Genomic DNA, 16,732 nt, shown 5'->3' with positions numbered 1-16,732 from the left:
GAGTGTTTCCCATGAGCAAGATCGCAATCATTGGCGCCACCGGCCGTGCCGGCAGCCAGTTGCTGGAAGAAGCCCTGCGCCGTGGCCACAGTGTGGTGGCCATTGCCCGCGACCCGTCGCAGCTGCAGGGACGTGAGGGGGTGACCGTCAAGGCACTCGATGCCAAGGACAGCGCAGCGCTGCAAGCGGCTGTCGCCGGTGTGGACGCGGTGTTGAGCGCTGCGCATTTCTCGACGATCGAAGCGCACGCGATCATCGAGCCGGTCAAGCGTGCCGGGGTCAAGCGCCTGCTGGTGGTGGGCGGGGCGGGTAGCCTGCTGTTGCCTTCAGGGCACCGGGTGATCGACAGCCCGGACTTCCCCGAGGCCTACAAGGCCGAAGCGAGCGCGGGTGTGCGTTTTCTTGAGGTACTCCGCCAAGAGCCGAACCTGGACTGGACCTTCCTGTCGCCGTCGGCGGAGTTCGTAGAAGGCGAACGCAGCGGGCACTACACGCTAGGCAAGGATCATCTGCTGATCGGTGCCGATGGCAAGAGCTGGATCACCTTTGCCGACTACGCGATTGCCATGCTCGATGAGCTGGAGAAACCCGCGCATTCGCGGGCGCGGTTTACCGTCGGTTATTGAGCCACTGCCTGCAGCCAGTCCAGCAACTCGACCAGCCCGGCTGGCTGTTGCCTGGCCTGGCTGACCAGGTAATAGCCTTTTCCGGTCGTCACCTTCAGGGCAAACGGCATGCACAGCCGCTTGCTGCGCAGGTCATCGCCGATCAGCGACCAGTCGCCGATGGCCACCCCGGTGCCCTGGGATGCCATGGCCATCGCCATGTCCAGTGTTTCGAAATGCTGCTTCGGCCCCTGTACATCGAACGTGGCACCGGCCGCCTGCAGCCATAAACGCCAGTCATGCTCGTCACGCGAGGGGTGCAGGAGCATGTGGCGCATCAGGTCGTCGATGTTGGCCAACGGCAAGGGGCCTTGCAGCAGCGAAGGCGCGCACACTGGCGTCAGTTGCTCGTCGAACAGTTTGCGCACCTGCAAGCCCTGGTTCGGCGCGCTGCCATACACCACCGCTGCATCAAAGCCTTCGCGAGCAAAATCCACCCCATGCTGCACCGTGGTGGTCAGCTCTACCGGCACGTCCGGGCGCAGCGCCTGCCATTCCATCAGGCGCGGCAGCAGCCAGCGCATCACGCAGGTTGGCGCCTTGAGTTGCAATGTGGCGCTATGCCCGCCTACTTCCCGCACGCCTTGTTCGATCAGGGCAAACACCTGTTGCACCCTGGGCAGCCAGTCCTGGCCTTCACGGGTCAGGCTCAGGCCACGGGCCTGGCGCTGGAACAGGGCGTAACCGAGGTGCGCTTCAAGCGCGGCGATCTGCCGGCTCACGGCACCTTGGGTGATGTGCAACTGCTGCCCCGCACGGGTGAAATTGCAGTGCTGGGCGGTCACTAGGAAGGTGTGCAAGGCGGGCAGGGGTGGGAGGCGTTTCATTGCACTGAGCCATGATTTGAAGACATGGCTAGTATGTGTTTTTTTGCATTGTGGCGATAGCGCTGCCTTGGGTCCAATAAGCGCAGATTTCAACAAGACTCAAGGTAAACACACATGGCAACCTGCGGCGAAGTACTGGTCAAACTCCTTGAAGGCTATGGTGTGGACCATGTCTTCGGCATTCCAGGCGTGCATACCGTTGAGCTCTATCGCGGCTTGGCAACGTCCTCCATTCGTCATATCACCCCGCGCCACGAGCAAGGTGCCGGCTTCATGGCCGACGGCTACGCACGCACGCGCGGCAAACCCGGGGTGTGCTTCATCATCACCGGCCCAGGGATGACCAATATCACCACCGCCATGGGCCAGGCCTATGCCGATTCGATCCCGATGCTGGTGATTTCCAGCGTGCAATCGCGCGATCAGCTGGGCGGCGGCCGCGGCAAGCTGCACGAACTGCCCAACCAATCTGCACTGGTGTCGGGTGTGGCAGCCTTCTCCCAAACCCTGATGAGCGCAGACGACCTGCCCCAGGTACTGGCCCGGGCCTTCGCGGTGTTCGACGGTGCTCGACCGCGCCCGGTGCATATCGAGATTCCGCTGGACGTACTGGTCGAGCCGGCCGATCACCTGTTGCCGGCCCGCCCGGTCCGCAGCAGCCGGGCAGGTGCCGCGCCGCAGGCCGTGGCGCAGATGGCCGAGCGCCTGGCCCAGGCGAAGCGCCCGTTGATCCTGGCCGGCGGCGGTGCATTGAACGCTGGCGCTTCGCTGGCACGCTTGGCAGAGCAGCTTCAGGCACCGGTGGCATTGACCATCAACGCCAAGGGCTTGCTGGCTTCCAATCATCCTTTGCAAATCGGCTCGACTCAGTCGCTGCCGGCTACCCGTGCGCTGGTGGCCGAAGCGGATGTGGTGTTGGCCATCGGTACCGAGCTGGCCGAAACCGACTATGACGTGACCTTCAAGGGCGGCTTCGAGATCCCGGGCAGCTTGCTGCGGATCGACATCGACCCTGACCAGACGGTGCGCAACTATCTGCCTGAGCTGGCGCTGGTCGCTGACGCCGACCTGGCCGCCGAGGCACTGTGCGTTGCCTTGCAACAGCAGCCGCTGCCGGCGCGTGAAAGTACCTGGGGGCCAGCACGCGTCACGCAGCTGCGCCAATCGCTGGCGGACGGCTGGGACCAGCCGACCCTGAGCCAGACCCGCCTGCTGACCAGTATCCTCCAGACACTGCCCAACGCCATTCTGGTCGGGGATTCGACCCAGCCGGTGTACTCCGGCAACCTCACGCTGGACATGGATGAGCCTCGCCGCTGGTTCAATGCCTCGACCGGCTACGGCACCTTGGGCTATGCACTGCCGGCGGCGATGGGCGCCTGGCTGGGCAGCGCCGCGCAGATCGCCGAGCGCGCGCCGTCGGTTTGCCTGATTGGCGATGGTGGCATGCAGTTCACCCTGCCGGAGCTGGCCAGTGCAGTCGAGGCGCAGGTGCCGCTGATCGTGCTGCTGTGGAACAACCAGGGTTACGAAGAAATCAAGAAGTACATGGTCAACCGCGCCATCGAGCCGGTCGGGGTGGATATCCATACCCCTGACTTCATCGGCGTGGCCCGGGCGTTGGGCGCTGACGCGGAGCATGTGAGTGATATCGCGCAGTTGCAGGCGGCACTGGGGCGTGCGGTGGAGCGCAAAGGGCCGACGTTGATTCAGGTTGATCAGAATCAGTGGCAGGCGGCCGTTGCAGGGTAACTGAAACGGCCGGTAACCCTTACCCCGCTGTGGCGCGCAACCGCGCCACATCGCGGATCGGTGGTGCGCCATACAGCCGGCTGTACTCGCGGCTGAATTGCGAAGGGCTTTCATACCCCACGCGATAGCCCGCCACCGCTGCCTCAAGCCCGTCATTGAGCATCAGCCGCCGGGCCTCCTGCAGGCGCAATTGCTTCTGGTACTGCAGCGGGCTCATCGACGTCACGGCCTTGAACCGATGGTGCAAGGTCGAGGTGCTGAGGTTGACCTCACGGGCCAGGTCCTCGATGCGCAACGGCTGCTGGAAGTTCTGGTTGAGCCAGGTGATGGCCTGGCATACCCGATGGGTCTGGCTGTTGGCCAAGGCGATTTCATACAGCCGATAACCCTGCGGCCCACGCAGCAGGCGGTAGAGAATTTCGCGGCGGATCAGCGGCGCCAGCATGGCAATGTCCCGCGGCGAATCCAGCAGGCGGATCAAGCGCAGCAGCGCATCCAGCAACGCTGCATCGGTCTTCTCCACATACAAGCCACGGCCGGAAGGCAGGCTGGGCACCAACATCGGCCCGCTTTCGGCAATCAGCTGGCTGATCTCGGCCGGGTCCAAGTCCAGCCGCAGGCCCAGGCTTGGGTTTTCTGGGCTGGCATCGAGCTTCACGCCGCTCAGTGGCAAGGTCACCGACACCACCATGTAGTGCAGCGGGTCGTAGACGTACTGTTCGTCACCCAGGAACAGGCTCTTGCTGCCATGGGCAAGGACGCACAAGGCCGGCTGCGCCAAGGTGGGCACCGAGCGAACACTCTCCCGATAGCTGACCAGGTACAGGTCGTCGATGGCCGACGCGCTGCCGGGTGGGTCGCCGGCATGCCGGCGGATCAGCTCGGCCAGCTCCTGGCGTTGCACTTCCAGGGGCGGTTCGATGGACGTGGGGGTGGTCATGATGGCTTCCTCTACTGACTGACGCAGCATAGGTTTGGGCAATGGCGGGCGCTAGTCGAAAGCTGCAAGGCGATTGCCTGATCCTGCCGCGATGCAGGATCAGGCAATCGCCCGGCAGTAATAGCCTAACGCGTCGCGCGGGCCAGCCTCTAACCTTGGCAGCCTGGTTTTTCGTCCGCCTGCTCAAGGAGATCGTGCAATGACCCTACGACAACCGGTCACCCACTTGGCTTTCATCCGTGCCAGCAGCGGTCGTTCGGCGGAGCTGGGCGCGCGCCTGCGCGATCTGCTCGAACCCTCGTTGCGTACACCGGGGTGCCTGAGCTTCACGGTCCAGCGCTCGCAGGCCGACGCCGACCTTTGGCTGCTCAGCGGCAGTTGGCGTGATCAGCAGGCGATGAGCGGCTACTTCGCTTCGCCAACCCTGGAGGTATTCGGTGAGCTGGTGCAGGCGCAAGTGGTCAGCAGCCTGGACCTGCATACCTTCGATTGATTGCTGATGGGCACAGGTTAAAATGTCGCCCTTCGATCAACTACCCAGAGCGCAGCATGGCACGTAGAGAATTCCCGCAGTTCGAAGCCGTTTCGGCGATGGTCCCGGTGGAAGGTGGTGGCTACAACGCCGCAATAGCGGTGAAGGCGCTGGGCATGGGCGGGGCGCCGCGCTTTCACAAGGTACTGGACGGCCAGGTGTTCAAGGGCGCCGTGGCGGCCGATGAAGCCGCCTGCGCCGAGCTGGAACGCCTGCAGGACGTCACTGAAGAGGGCGAGCTGATCTGGTGATCAGTTGCCCACTTGCGGCCTGGCCATCTTGAACAGGTTGCCCAGTTCGAAATAGTCCGCCGGGCCGCCACCACGCAGGATCGGTTCGGCGGCGGCGGTGTCGTAGATACCGTTTTTCAGCAGGTGCTCGGCAATGTGCACCGCCACCACTTCGCCGAGGATCAGCCAGCTGGGCACCGACTCCTGGTCTGCCCGTTTCAGCTGGACGATCTGGCTCACTTTGCACTCGAATGCCACCGGGGTTTCGCCCACCCGTGGCACCTTGACTACGCGCGACGGCGCTGCTGTTAGACCGCTAAGTTCGAACTCATTGACGTCTGCCGCTACCGCCGCGCAGCTCTGGTTCATCGCCTCGGCCAATGGCCGGGTCGCCAGGTTCCAGACGAACTCGCCGGTCTGCTCGATGTTGTTCAGGCTGTCTTTGCGCCCGACGCTGCAGAAACCGATGATCGGTGGGATGTAGTTGAAGGCGTTGAAGAAGCTGTAGGGCGCCAGGTTCAGGCGGCCTTCGCGGTCGTGGGACGAGATCCAGCCGATTGGGCGGGGGCCGACGATGGCGTTGAAGGGGTCGTGGGGCAGGCCGTGGCCTTTGGCGGGTTCGTAGTAATACATCGGTGCTGGGCTTGCTGGCCCTACCTCTTGGGGGACGAGGCGCTAGTGTGCCAAGCCTTTGCCCGGCTGGAAATGATCAAGCCCGGCCGAAGCCGGGCTGGTTGCACGCATCAGGGGTTAGCTGATGCGGTGGGCGTTGGTGCGGTCAAAGCCGTCTTCGGCAAAACGTTGGCCGCCGGTGCGGTCGAAGCCATCTTCGGCAAAACGTTGAGCGCCAGTGCGGTCGTAGCCGTCTTCGGCGAAGCGCTGTGCACCGGTGCGGTCGTAACCATCTTCAGCGAAGCGTTGGCCGCCTGTGCGGTCGAAACCGTCTTCAGCGTACGCGGCGGATTGGCTTTGTACCGCTGCGAAGGTGTGGGCGCTGGTGCGGTCGAAGCCGTCTTCGGCGAAGGCGCCAGTGGCGATTACCGAGAGGGCCAGGGTGAGGATCAGTTTGTTTTTCATGGTCGTTGCTCCAGGGGTGCGAGAGGTTGTTTGTTTCTATGGGTTTAATCCTACGCCGATAAAATTGATAAAAAAGCGCAAAAAATAGCGTCTAGTTATCGATTATATCGATGTGTGTGCCCGCGTCAGCGATGAGCCCTCCAGTGGGCTGAGGGGAACGTTGCAGGGTGGGGATCAGCGTTTCGCCAGCCATTGCAGGATGACGACGTCGAATTAATGTGGCGTTAAGGACGAAAATAAGCCTGCAGGCGGTAATGAACGCTTTTTTCATACGCCATAAACCGATTTTTCAGGCTTTGCTCAGCACCATCGCCGCACTTAAAACCGGAGCGGCAAACAATGAATAAACTCCCGCAAATCACCTTGGCCTTCTGGGTCATGAAGATCTGCGCAACGACCCTGGGCGAGACGGCGGGCGATTTGCTGTCGATGACCCTGAATATCGGCTACGCGCTGAGCTCGCTGATGTTGATCAGCGTGTTTCTGCTGACCCTGCTCGGCCAGCTCTACTCACGGCGCTACCACCCGATGCTCTATTGGCTGGTGATTCTTTCCACCAGTACGGCCGGCACCACCATGTCCGACTTCATGGACCGCACGCTTGGCTTGGGCTACGCCGCAGGCTCGTCGATTCTGATCGGCATCTTGCTGCTGACCTTCCTGGTGTGGCGCCTGAGTGGTAACCCCTTGGACGTCACCCGTATCAAGAACCGCGCGGGCGAGTTGTTCTATTGGGTGGCGATTCTGTTCTCGAACACCTTGGGCACCGCCTTGGGCGATTACCTGGCAGATGATTCGGGGCTTGGCTTTGCCGGTGGTGCCTTGCTGGTGGGCAGTGCCATCGCGCTGGTGGTTGTGGCGCGTTACTGGACACGCATCCCGGGCGTGGTGCTGTTCTGGGTCGCGTTCGTCCTGACCCGCCCGTTCGGCGCCACCCTGGGCGACGTCCTGACCAAGCCACACGAGAAGGGTGGGCTGGACTTCGGCACGGTCGGCTCCTCGGCAGTGCTGGCCGGTGTGCTGCTGGTACTGGTGCTGATGGCGACCTATTACCAGCGGCGGGAGCCGCGTCAGGTGCTGGAGATGTCCTGAGTATTGATGCGATAACGGGTACTGCGGCCCCCGTCGAGCAGCCGGTTGAGCACCTTGACCTGTTCGGGTAAAAAGGCCGTTCGCCCCAACTTATCAATGAGCCGAATAATACTGCTAATCGGCTCACGCCATAAAAAGGTTCTTCAGGTAATGTTGGGGAAGTGTGGCTGCGATTTGCTTGCTGAGAGATAGGGTGAAAGCTGCCAAGTGCTTGTCTTGGGTTTTGAGGTGGTGCGCAAATCGAGCGCCGCGCGGGCGGCGCTCGATCTCAAAGGCGCATAAGATCCAGCGACAAGCACCCCCAAAAAAGGGGCGCCCCGTGCAACGGAGCGCCCCTTTTTCATATCTGCCGGATCAGTATCAATCGGTGGTGATGCGCGAATGATGCTTGGTGTCTTTCATGGTCGCGTACACCAGCAGCGAGCAGGCGATGCAGCCGGTGACGTACCAGTAGAAGCCGGTTTCCATGCCATTGCTCTTGAACCACAGGGCGACGTATTCGGCGGTGCCGCCGAAGATCGACACGGTCAGGGCGTATGGCAGGCCAACGCCCAGGGCGCGGATTTCAGTCGGGAACAGTTCGGCTTTGACCACCGCGTTGATCGAGGTGTAGCCACTGACGATGATCAGCGCCGCCATGATCAGGAAGAACGCGCCCCACCAGGTTTGCACGGTGTGCAAGGTGCTGAGGATCGGCACAGTGAACAGCGTGCCGAGTACACCGAAGGCGATCAGGATAGGGCGCCGGCCGATCTTGTCGGACAGGCCGCCGATCACCGGCTGCAGGCACATGAACAGGAACAGCGTGGCGGCCGAGATGGTGGTCGAGTCGCTGATGCTCATGCCCACGGTGTTGACCAGGTACTTTTGCATGTAGGTGGTGTAGGTGTAGAAGGCCAGGGTGCCGCCCATGGTCAGGCCGACCACGGTCATCAGCTCTTTGGGATGACGCATCAGGGTGCGCATCAGGCTTTCTTTGGACTTTTCCTTCTTGGTGAAGGAGGCGGTCTCTTCCATGCCGCGACGCAGGTACAGCGCAACCACCGCGCACAGCGCGCCGATTACGAAGGGAACACGCCAGCCCCAGGCATACAGCTGCTCGGTGGTGAGCGTCTGTTGCAGGATGATCAGCACCGCCAAGGCGATGAGCTGGCCAGAAATCAGGGTCACGTACTGGAAGCTGGAGAAGAACCCACGGCGCTCCTTGCTGGCCATCTCGCTGAGGTAGGTGGCCGAGGTGCCGTATTCACCGCCCACCGACAGGCCCTGCAGCAAGCGTGCGAAGACCAGCAGGATCGGCGCGGCGACGCCGATGGTTTCATAGCCGGGCGTCAGGGCGATGAGCAGCGAGCCCCCGCACATCAGCAGGACCGAGGCCATCAGCGCGGCCTTGCGGCCTTTGCGGTCGGCATACAGGCCCATCAGCCAGCCACCGATCGGGCGCATGAGGAAGCCCACGGCGAAGATCGCGGCGGTGTTGAGCAGTTGTGCGGTGGTGTCGCCAGCGGGGAAGAAGGCTTTGGCGAAGTACAGCGAGAATGCGGCGTAGACGTACCAGTCGTACCATTCGACCATGTTGCCGATGGACCCGCTGAAGATCGACTTCAAGCGGCTGGCGGTGGTTTTTTCTGCGGCCGGCGCGATGGCCGCCCCGGTTGGCAGGGAGGTGGCGTTATCCATCAGGGATACCTTCTCGTTGTTTTTGTGGAGCGCGCCGGAGCGCTGCTTACCACGGTGATTGCAGAAGGTGTGCCAAATGGGTGCGAGGTGATTCATTTGAGGGCGCTGCACCCCGTTCGCAGGCAAGCCCGCCTGCACCAAGCCCACTGCGCATGCGGGCTTGGTGGGAGTGGGCTTGCCCGCGAAAGGCTGCAAGTCAGCCCCTAGAAGGTAAAGCGTTGGGGTCAAGGATGAGCGGATTTCCGCTCATATAGCGCTGACGGTAAGCAGAAATTCGCCTATTACAGGAAGTCTTCGCGCACCAACCCGTGCCGCTGCATTTTCTCGTTCAGCGTACGCCGCGGCAGCTGCAAAGCCTCCATCACCCCCTTGATCTCCCCTTTGCTCTGACGCAACGCCGCTCGCAAGCACTGCGCTTCAAACGCCTCCATCTGCTCGCCCAGCGACTGCCCGGCCGGTGCCACTTCTATGTTCGGCGAACCCAGCCCCAGCGCATGCCGCTCCGCCGCGTTGGCCAACTCGCGCACGTTGCCCGGCCAGTCGTGGGAAAGCAGCTGCGCCAACTGGCTACCGCTGAGCGGCGGCGCTGTTCTGCCCAGTTTTTCAGCGCCAGCACGGGCAAAGTGTTCGAACAGCAACGGAATGTCCTCACGTCGCTCTCGCAAGGGGGCCAAGCGCAGCTCGGCAACGTTCAAGCGATAGGCGAGGTCTTCGCGAAAGCGCCCGGCGCGGGCTTCTTCCAGCAGGTCCGGTTTGGTCGCGGCGATGATGCGCAAGTCGACGCTGATGCTCTGGTTGGCGCCCAGGCGTTCGAGCTTCTGTTCCTGGATCACCCGCAGCAGTTTTGCCTGCTGGGCGAGGGGCATGCTCTCGATCTCGTCAAGAAACACCGTGCCCCCGTTGGCATACTCAAGCTTGCCGATCCGCTTGCCCTGGGCGCCGGTGAAGGCGCCGCTCTCATGGCCAAACAGCTCGGCTTCGAACAGTGATTCAGGGATTGCCGCGCAGTTGAGGGCCACGAAGGGTTTGCCCGCACGCGGGCCGAAATCGTGCAGGCAGCGGGCCACGCGCTCTTTGCCACTGCCGGTTTCGCCGCGGATCAGCACATTGACCGGCAGGCCGGCCAGCTCCAGCACCTGCCGGCGCAGCTGTTGCAGGCCTTGGGACATGCCCAGCAGGGTGTTTTCGAGGCGTGACTTGAGGTCGGCCTGCTCGTGCAGCCGGCGGTTCTCCAGCACCAGTTGGCGCTTTTCCAGGGCGCGACGCAGGCTGCCCAGCAGGTGCTGCGGGGTGAAGGGTTTTTCGAGGAAGTCGTAGGCCCCCTTGCGCATGGCATCCACCGCCATCGGCACATCGCCATGGCCAGTCAGCAGGATTACCGGCAGGTCGGGGTCCTCTGCCTGCAGGCGCTCGAGCAATTGCAGGCCATCCATGCCCGGCATGCGCACATCGCTGATGATCACGCCAGCAAAGTGCTGTGGCAATTGCGCCAGGCAATCCTCGGCGCGGGCGAACAGTTGCACGCTAAAGCCGGACAGGCTCAGCCATTGCTCGACCGCCGTGCGGATACTGGCTTCATCATCGACGACGATCACTGAATTCAACATACAGGCTCCAGGTCGCGGGGCAGGGTGAGGCTCAGGCGGGCGCCGCCCGGCAGGTTCTCGGCCTGCAGTTGGCCGCCGGCTTCGTGGACGATGCCATAGGAAATGGCCAGGCCAAGGCCCAGCCCTTCGCCCACGGGTTTGGTGGTGAAGAAGGGGTCGAAGACCTTGGCCAGGTGTTCTTCGGCAATACCGCCCCCCGAATCGAGCACGCTCAGCCGCCATTTGTCGTGATCCAGCTCGATGCGGATCTCCAGGCGTTTGTAGCGTTTGTCGGCCATGGCGTCGAGGGCATTGCGCAACAGGTTGATCAGCACTTGCTCCAGGCGGATGGCGTCCCCGCGCACCCAGGCAGGGCGTGCCAGGTACAGCGCGACCTCGACGCCCTCGCTGCGAATACGGGTATCCAGCAGGTGCAGGGCCTGGTCGACCACGCCGGCCAGGTCCAGGCGCTCGCGCAGCCCGACCGGGCTGTTACGGGCAAAGGTCTTCAGGTGGCTGGTGAGCGCGGCCATGCGCGTGAGCATCTGTTCCAGGGGTTCAAGGGCCCTGCGCGCTTCGTCGTAGCGGCCATGGTCGAGCAGCAGGCGCAGGGTTTCCAACTGCATGCGCTGGGTGGTCAGCGGCTGGTTGATCTCGTGGGCCATGGCCGCCGACATCTGCCCGAGGGCGGCCAGCTTGGCCGATTGCACCAGGCCTTCTTGCGCGGTGCGCAGTTCACGGGTGCGTTCTTCGACCTGGCGCTTGAGTGCTTCGCGGCTGCGCTGGCGCAAGCGCGCCAGGCGCAGGCGCTGGCTGACGAACAGCGCCGCGAAGACCAGGCTCAGCCACACGGCCGCAGCGCCAAGGGCGGCGTTGCGGCCGTCGGCGGCGACCTGCGGTTTGCGCAACAGGTGCAAGGTCCAGTCTTCACCTTGCAGTGGCAGGCGTTCCCACAGGTATTCGGCGACGCCCTCCGGGCCTTGCACGCGGGCCAGGTGGCTATTGTCGGCAAAACGGGTCAGTACCTGATGCTGCAGGGGCACCAGGGGTTGTTTGTCGTACTGGCGGGTCTCAGCCAGTTCTGCACGGTCAGCGCCGCTCAGCGGCTGCAGCTCGCGGTAGCGCCAGCCGTCCTGGTTGGCGATGAAGGTAATGCCACGGGCATCGCTGACCAGCAGGATATCGTTGCCCTGGCGCCATTCACGTTCCAGCTCGGGGAATTCGAGCTTGACCACCATGGCACCGAGGAAGCGGCCATGCTCATCATTCACCGCGCTGGCCAGGAAGTAGCCTGGCACGCCACTGGTCACACCCACCGCGTAGAAGCGGCCGCTGCCTTGGCTGCGGGTCTGTTTGAAATAGGGGCGAAAGCCGTAATTGGAGCCCACGTAGCTGCTCGGCAGCCGCCAGTTACTGGCCGCGATGGCCAGCCCGGTGCGGTCGAGCAGTTCGAGGGTAGACGAGTTGGCGGCACCGTTGATGCGTTCAAGCTTGCGGTTCAGGGCGTCTTGTACCGGCTCGCTGACCGGGCCGCGCAGGGCTGCGATCAGTTCCGGGTCGAGTGCCAGCACGGCGGGCAGGGCGCGGTAGCGTTCGATCAGGGTATGCAGGGCGTTGGCGTACAGGCCCAGTTGCTGGCTGGCGCGCTGGGCGTCGTCTGCCATGGCCTGACGCTTGGCCTGGTGCATGGCCCAGCCGGCGCTGAGCGCGGTGCCGAGCAGGATGAACAGGACGATCAGCCCCAGACGCAGGGCGCGAAAGGAAAACGGCATGGGGCGGATCCGAATGATAAGGGGGATCGCGGGTAAACCCGCTCCCACAGAGGTGGCATGTAGCCTGGGGAGCGGGTTTATCCAGCAAAAGGCTGGTACTGCTTACAACAACTCGAAACTTTTCTGCTGCACCGCCTCGGAATCCAGCCCTACCTGGACATTGAACTCCCCAGGCTCTGCAACCCGCTGCAGTTGGCCATTGTAGAACTTCAGGTCTTCCTCGTTGATGCTGAAGGTCAAGGTTCGCGACTCGCCAGCCTTGAGCATCAGTTTCTGGAAGTTTTTCAGCTCTTTGACCGGGCGGCTCATGGAGGCCGAGACATCCTGCAGATACAGCTGCACCACGGTCTCGCCGTCACGCTTGCCGGTGTTCTTCACAGTGACCTTGGCCTCCAGCGTAGCGCCACGCTTGAGGTCCTTGCTCGACAGGGCCAGGCCTGACAATTCGAAGCTGCTGTAGCTCAAGCCATAACCAAACGGATACAGCGGCCCGTTGGGCTCTTCGAAGTACTGCGAGGTGTAGTTGCCGGGCTTGCCGGGTGTGAACGGCCGGCCAATGCGCGTGTGGTTGTAGTACATCGGAATCTGCCCGACTGAACGCGGGAACGTAATGGCCAGCTTGCCGGACGGGTTGTAGTCGCCGAACAGCACGTCAGCGATGGCATTGCCCCCTTCGGTGCCGCTGAACCAGGTTTCCAGCAGGGCGTCGGCCTGCTCGCGTTCCCAGGCGATCGACAGCGGGCGGCCATTCATCAGCACCAGTACCAGCGGCTTGCCGGTGGCTTTCAGGGCCTTGATCAGTTCGCGCTGGCTGGCCGGAATTTCCAGGGTGGTACGGCTCGACGACTCGTGAGACATGCCACGCGACTCGCCGACCACCGCGACCACCACGTCGGACTGCTGCGCGGCCTTGACCGCTTCATCGATCAATACCGCGGCAGGGCGCAGGTCGTTGACGATTTCCGGGGCGTCGAAGTTGAGGAAGTTCAGGTAGTCGAACATCGCCTTGTCACCGGTGACGTTGGAACCCTTGGCGTAGACCAGCTTGGCCTTGCCTTCTACGGCGCGGCGCAGGCCTTCGCGAACGGTCACCGAATGCACCGGTTTGCCGTCGGCCGCCCAGCTGCCCATCATGTCGATCGGCGCATCGGCCAATGGGCCGACCAGGGCAATGGTGCCGGCCTTCTTCAGTGGCAGGGTCTGGTTGCGGTTTTCCAGCAGGACCAGGCTGCGGCGGGCCACGTCACGCGCGGCGTCGCGGTGCAGGCGGTCGTTGCCGTAGTAGTCCTTGAGGTCGGTTTCGGCTTTGCCGATCCGCACGTACGGGTCTTTGAACAGGCCCATGTCGTACTTGGCCCCAAGCACTTCGCGCACCGCCTGGTCCAGCTCGCCCTGGGTCACTTCACCGTCCTTGAGCAGCCCTGGCAGCTCTTCGCCATACAGGGTGTCGTTCATGCTCATGTCGATACCGGCCTTGATCGCCAGTTTGGCCGCTTCACGGCCATCACGGGCAACCCCGTGGCGGATCAGTTCCTGGATGGCGCCGTGGTCACTGATGGTCACACCTTTGAAGCCCCACTCCTTGCGCAGCAGGTCGTTCATCAACCAGGTGTTGGAGGTGGCCGGCACGCCATTGATCGAGTTCAACGCCACCATGACCCCGCCAGCACCGGCATCGAGCGCGGCGCGGTAGGGCGGCAGGTAGTCGTTGTACATTTTCGTCAGGCTCATATCGACCGTGTTGTAGTCGCGGCCGCCTTCCACCGCGCCATACAGGGCAAAGTGCTTGACGATGGCCATGATGCTGTCGGGGTTGGCCGGGCTGCTGCCCTGGAACGAGCGGACCATCACCTGGCCGATTCGCGAGGTCAGGTAGGTGTCTTCACCGAAGCCTTCACTGGTGCGGCCCCAGCGCGGGTCGCGGGCGATGTCGACCATCGGCGCGAAGGTCATGTCCAGGGCGTCGGCAGCGGCCTCGATGGCGGCAGTGCGGCCGACCTTGGCAATCGCGTCCATGTCCCAGGTCGCGGCCATGCCCAGGCCGATCGGGAAAATGGTGCGCTCGCCGTGAATGGTGTCGTAGGCGAAAAACATCGGAATCTTCAAGCGGCTGCGCATGGCGGCGTCCTGCATCGGCCGGTTCTCGGGCGCGGTGCGCGAGTTGAAGGTGCCACCGATGCGGCCTGCGGCGATTTCTTCGCGGATTTGCTCGTGGGTCATCTCCGGGCCGATGCTGATCAGGCGCAGCTGGCCGATTTTTTCGGCCTCGGTCATCTGGCTGATCAGGTGATCGATGAACGCCTGCTTGTCCTGCAGGGGCGGAGCGGTAGGGGCGGCGAGGGCCGCCTGACTGACAAGGCCCATGGCCAGGCCCAGCAAAGACAGTTTCATCATCAATTCCGTTGTGGGGCCTCTGCCGTATCCACAGTGATACGCGCGCGGCCGAAGTTTTCAGGCGGCTATTGTTGTACAGTTCGGGGGCGATTCTTCCAGCGGCGGATTATGCCTGAATATGTCGGCGGCCGATGGCACCCTGAATGCCTGGACAACAACAATAAGAACGATCGAGAGACCGCTGGCATGACCCCCCTCAACGAATACGACCAACGTCAGATCGCCGAAGCCATTGCCCGTGCCGAACGGCGTACCGATGCCGAACTGGTAACGGTGCTGGCCCGCCGTGCCGACGATTACGCCTACCTGCCACTGTTCTGGGCCGCGGTGCTGGCGCTGGCCGTGCCGGGCTTGCTGCAGATGCTGCTGGGCTGGCCCGGTATCCGTGGCCTGCTGGTGGCCAACGTCGTGCTGTTCATCGGCTTGTGCCTGCTGCTGCGCCACCCGCGCCTGGCCGGCTGGCTGATCCCGCGTGCCTGGCGCCGCTGGCGGGCGTCGAGCCTGGCCCGTCAGCAGTTTCGCGAGCAGAACCTGCAGCGCACCCGCGGTGCCACGGGGGTGCTGATTTTCGTCAGCGAAGCGGAGCGGCATGTGGAAATCCTGGTCGACCAAGGGGTCGAGCAATACCTCGATGCCAGCGCCCGCGCGGCCATCGTAGGGCGCTTTGCCGAACAGGTGCGTCAGGGCCGGACCTTGCAAGGCTTTGTCGATTGCATCGACGCCTGCGGTGAGTTGCTCAGCGAGCCCGTGCCGCGCACCCATGCCCGCAACGAACTGCCCAACCGTTTAGTGATTCTGGACTGACAAAAGCGGGCGTATGGATTGGGGGGCCAGCCTCACACCTGTAGAATGCGTGGCATTGCGCAACGCGCTCCCCGCAACTCGAGGCACCGTTTTTCATGTCCGCCAGTCCTTCCGCTTCCACCGCGCCAGAGGCGCGCGCCCAGTTCCTTGAGCTGCTGAGCGCTGCCCTGCACGGCAATACCTTGGTCAAACTGGTGCTGGCGCGCCATGTGGGTGCCGATCAGACCCTGCAGCGGATCATCGCCAAGCCACTGCAAGTCAAGGGCCAGCCCTGCCTGTCACTGGTGTATCGCCACCAGACCCGTGACATCACCCGCAACCTGCCACTGGAGCAGGCCGAAGCGCTGGTTGCCGAGCTGCTGCCTGACAGCTTTCGCAATGCGCACCTGTTCGATGCGGACGGTGAAGTGCAGCTGACCTTCAGCAAGAAAGGCAAGCCCATGCTCCAGCGCCACGGCGCCCAGGCGCCGCGTGATGCGGCTGCGAGCAGTGGCCATGACCGGGAGAAAAAGCGTTACCTGGAGCTGTCGCGGCCCTTTTTGCGTGACCTGGGCGTGACCGATGCGCAAGGTGCGCTGATCCCGTCGATGTCGCGCAAGTGGAAGCAGATCAACAAGTTCATCGAGGTGTTCGAGCACGCCCTGGCCAGCGCGCCGCTGCCGGCCGAACAGGCCCTGCGCGTAGCCGACTTTGGCTCGGGCAAGGGTTACCTGACCTTTGCCATGCACGACTACCTGCGCAACACGCTGGGCCGCGATGCCCAGGTGACGGGCGTGGAGCTGCGCCAAGAAATGGTCGACCTGTGCAATGCCGCGGCCTCGCGCCTGGACCACCCGGGCCTTGAATTCCAGTGCGGCGATGTACGCAGCGTGGTGCCCGAAGCCATCGAGGTGATGATCGCCCTGCACGCGTGCGACATCGCCACCGACTACGCCATCCACACCGGCATCCGCTGCAACGCCGCGATCATCATGTGCTCGCCGTGCTGCCACAAACAGATCCGCCCGCAACTGCACAGCCCAGGCTTGCTACAGCCGATGCTGCAGTATGGGTTGCACCTGGGGCAGCAGGCCGAGATGCTCACCGACAGCCTGCGAGCGCTGTACCTGGAAGCCTGTGGTTATGAAACCAAGGTGTTCGAGTTCATTTCGTTGGAACACACCAACAAGAACAAGATGATTCTTGCGGTGAAGCGCAAACAGCCGATGGATAACGCGGCGCTGCTGGAGAAGATTGCGCAACTCAAGGGGTTTTATGGGGTGCAGGAGCATTGCCTGGAGACGTTGTTGCGGGGGGATGGGTTGATTGCGGGTTGAGGGGTGGGCTTTTGTGCGCATGCCGTGAGTACTGCAGCGGCTGTAAGACCGAGCGCCGCCCGCGC

At 63.2% G+C, this 16,732-nt stretch carries 15 protein-coding genes; 7 read left to right on the top strand and 8 right to left on the bottom strand.

Translation table 11 applies throughout. From position 1 onward, the window contains the following. The first annotated feature begins 11 nt into the window (after positions 1 to 11). Positions 12 to 626: an NAD(P)-dependent oxidoreductase gene (locus MFF34_RS00075; RefSeq protein WP_027594104.1), complete on the top strand. Its 615-nt coding sequence runs from the start codon at positions 12 to 14 to the stop codon at positions 624 to 626. Here the strand turns inward: MFF34_RS00075 and MFF34_RS00070 are convergent. Beyond that, entirely contained in the window at positions 620 to 1,492 is an 873-nt protein-coding gene (locus tag MFF34_RS00070) for a LysR substrate-binding domain-containing protein (RefSeq protein WP_099430317.1), read from the bottom strand. The two genes, MFF34_RS00075 and MFF34_RS00070, sit on opposite strands and share 7 nt — an antisense overlap. A 114-nt stretch (positions 1,493 to 1,606) precedes the next feature. Here MFF34_RS00070 and MFF34_RS00065 point away from each other — a divergent pair, with 114 nt between their 5' ends. Next, positions 1,607 to 3,244: a 5-guanidino-2-oxopentanoate decarboxylase gene (locus MFF34_RS00065; RefSeq protein WP_238209415.1), complete on the top strand. Its 1,638-nt coding sequence runs from the start codon at positions 1,607 to 1,609 to the stop codon at positions 3,242 to 3,244. Positions 3,245 to 3,263: 19 nt separating this feature from the next. Here the strand turns inward: MFF34_RS00065 and MFF34_RS00060 are convergent, their stop codons facing one another. After that, positions 3,264 to 4,184 (bottom strand): AraC family transcriptional regulator, encoded by a 921-nt coding sequence (locus MFF34_RS00060; protein ID WP_238209413.1) that lies wholly within the window; start codon positions 4,182 to 4,184, stop codon positions 3,264 to 3,266. A gap of 199 nt (positions 4,185 to 4,383) precedes the next feature. On the opposite strand from MFF34_RS00060, the gene MFF34_RS00055 reads away from it, so the two are divergent. Continuing rightward, the gene (locus MFF34_RS00055; RefSeq protein WP_027594108.1) at positions 4,384 to 4,677 is read left to right on the top strand and encodes a putative quinol monooxygenase; all 294 of its coding nucleotides are present in this window, start codon (positions 4,384 to 4,386) and stop codon (positions 4,675 to 4,677) included. 56 nt (positions 4,678 to 4,733) lie between these two features. Continuing rightward, on the top strand, positions 4,734 to 4,967 hold the full coding sequence (locus MFF34_RS00050) for a hypothetical protein (RefSeq protein WP_238209410.1): 234 nt from the start codon (positions 4,734 to 4,736) through the stop codon (positions 4,965 to 4,967). Here MFF34_RS00050 and MFF34_RS00045 read toward each other — a convergent pair whose 3' ends face one another. Both MFF34_RS00045 and MFF34_RS00040 read right to left on the bottom strand, forming a co-directional pair. Continuing rightward, positions 4,968 to 5,579 (bottom strand): flavin reductase family protein, encoded by a 612-nt coding sequence (locus tag MFF34_RS00045; protein WP_027594110.1) that lies wholly within the window; start codon positions 5,577 to 5,579, stop codon positions 4,968 to 4,970. 117 nt (positions 5,580 to 5,696) lie between these two features. After that, the gene (locus tag MFF34_RS00040; RefSeq protein WP_099455190.1) at positions 5,697 to 6,023 is read right to left on the bottom strand and encodes a hypothetical protein; all 327 of its coding nucleotides are present in this window, start codon (positions 6,021 to 6,023) and stop codon (positions 5,697 to 5,699) included. Between the two features lie 339 nt (positions 6,024 to 6,362). Here MFF34_RS00040 and MFF34_RS00035 point away from each other — a divergent pair, with 339 nt between their 5' ends. Continuing rightward, positions 6,363 to 7,115 (top strand): membrane protein, encoded by a 753-nt coding sequence (locus MFF34_RS00035; protein WP_027594112.1) that lies wholly within the window; start codon positions 6,363 to 6,365, stop codon positions 7,113 to 7,115. A gap of 360 nt (positions 7,116 to 7,475) precedes the next feature. Here MFF34_RS00035 and MFF34_RS00030 read toward each other — a convergent pair whose 3' ends face one another. From MFF34_RS00030 to bglX, 4 genes are all read right to left on the bottom strand, one after another. Then, a complete protein-coding gene (locus MFF34_RS00030; protein ID WP_027594113.1) occupies positions 7,476 to 8,795 on the bottom strand; it encodes an MFS transporter in 1,320 nt (439 codons plus the stop codon). A gap of 281 nt (positions 8,796 to 9,076) precedes the next feature. Continuing rightward, positions 9,077 to 10,402: a sigma-54 dependent transcriptional regulator gene (locus MFF34_RS00025; RefSeq protein ID WP_085273592.1), complete on the bottom strand. Its 1,326-nt coding sequence runs from the start codon at positions 10,400 to 10,402 to the stop codon at positions 9,077 to 9,079. Next, positions 10,396 to 12,153 (bottom strand): ATP-binding protein, encoded by a 1,758-nt coding sequence (locus MFF34_RS00020; protein WP_238209403.1) that lies wholly within the window; start codon positions 12,151 to 12,153, stop codon positions 10,396 to 10,398. Before MFF34_RS00020 ends, MFF34_RS00025 begins: the two co-directional genes overlap by 7 nt. Positions 12,154 to 12,255: 102 nt before the next feature. Continuing rightward, complete coding sequence (gene bglX / locus MFF34_RS00015; RefSeq protein WP_099430310.1) at positions 12,256 to 14,547, bottom strand: beta-glucosidase BglX; 2,292 nt, start codon at positions 14,545 to 14,547, stop codon at positions 12,256 to 12,258. A 186-nt stretch (positions 14,548 to 14,733) separates the two neighbouring features. Here bglX and MFF34_RS00010 point away from each other — a divergent pair, with 186 nt between their 5' ends. After that, entirely contained in the window at positions 14,734 to 15,351 is a 618-nt protein-coding gene (locus MFF34_RS00010; protein ID WP_238209401.1) for a TPM domain-containing protein, read from the top strand. A gap of 95 nt (positions 15,352 to 15,446) precedes the next feature. Next, a complete protein-coding gene (locus MFF34_RS00005) occupies positions 15,447 to 16,667 on the top strand; it encodes an SAM-dependent methyltransferase (RefSeq protein ID WP_238209386.1) in 1,221 nt (406 codons plus the stop codon). Positions 16,668 to 16,732 lie beyond the last annotated feature (65 nt).

It is taken from the genome of Pseudomonas sp. PAGU 2196 (assembly GCF_022179005.1).
Lineage (GTDB): Bacteria > Pseudomonadota > Gammaproteobacteria > Pseudomonadales > Pseudomonadaceae > Aquipseudomonas > Aquipseudomonas kermanshahensis.
Note: the sequence above shows the minus strand (reverse complement) of the source record. Positions and strands in the feature narration are given on the sequence as shown.

What these genes read in the sequence shown, in the direction of transcription:
- MFF34_RS00025 (WP_085273592.1), bottom strand. Translation starts at nt 10,402, where the DNA reads ATGTTGAATTCAGTGATCGTCGTCGATGATGAAGCCAGTATCCGCACG.
- MFF34_RS00035 (WP_027594112.1), top strand. Translation starts at nt 6,363, where the DNA reads ATGAATAAACTCCCGCAAATCACCTTGGCCTTCTGGGTCATGAAGATC.
- MFF34_RS00020 (WP_238209403.1), bottom strand. Translation starts at nt 12,153, where the DNA reads ATGCCGTTTTCCTTTCGCGCCCTGCGTCTGGGGCTGATCGTCCTGTTC.
- MFF34_RS00005 (WP_238209386.1), top strand. Translation starts at nt 15,447, where the DNA reads ATGTCCGCCAGTCCTTCCGCTTCCACCGCGCCAGAGGCGCGCGCCCAG.
- bglX (WP_099430310.1), bottom strand. Translation starts at nt 14,547, where the DNA reads ATGATGAAACTGTCTTTGCTGGGCCTGGCCATGGGCCTTGTCAGTCAG.
- MFF34_RS00060 (WP_238209413.1), bottom strand. Translation starts at nt 4,184, where the DNA reads ATGACCACCCCCACGTCCATCGAACCGCCCCTGGAAGTGCAACGCCAG.
- MFF34_RS00030 (WP_027594113.1), bottom strand. Translation starts at nt 8,795, where the DNA reads ATGGATAACGCCACCTCCCTGCCAACCGGGGCGGCCATCGCGCCGGCC.
- MFF34_RS00040 (WP_099455190.1), bottom strand. Translation starts at nt 6,023, where the DNA reads ATGAAAAACAAACTGATCCTCACCCTGGCCCTCTCGGTAATCGCCACT.
- MFF34_RS00045 (WP_027594110.1), bottom strand. Translation starts at nt 5,579, where the DNA reads ATGTATTACTACGAACCCGCCAAAGGCCACGGCCTGCCCCACGACCCC.
- MFF34_RS00050 (WP_238209410.1), top strand. Translation starts at nt 4,734, where the DNA reads ATGGCACGTAGAGAATTCCCGCAGTTCGAAGCCGTTTCGGCGATGGTC.
- MFF34_RS00070 (WP_099430317.1), bottom strand. Translation starts at nt 1,492, where the DNA reads ATGAAACGCCTCCCACCCCTGCCCGCCTTGCACACCTTCCTAGTGACC.
- MFF34_RS00075 (WP_027594104.1), top strand. Translation starts at nt 12, where the DNA reads ATGAGCAAGATCGCAATCATTGGCGCCACCGGCCGTGCCGGCAGCCAG.
- MFF34_RS00010 (WP_238209401.1), top strand. Translation starts at nt 14,734, where the DNA reads ATGACCCCCCTCAACGAATACGACCAACGTCAGATCGCCGAAGCCATT.
- MFF34_RS00055 (WP_027594108.1), top strand. Translation starts at nt 4,384, where the DNA reads ATGACCCTACGACAACCGGTCACCCACTTGGCTTTCATCCGTGCCAGC.
- MFF34_RS00065 (WP_238209415.1), top strand. Translation starts at nt 1,607, where the DNA reads ATGGCAACCTGCGGCGAAGTACTGGTCAAACTCCTTGAAGGCTATGGT.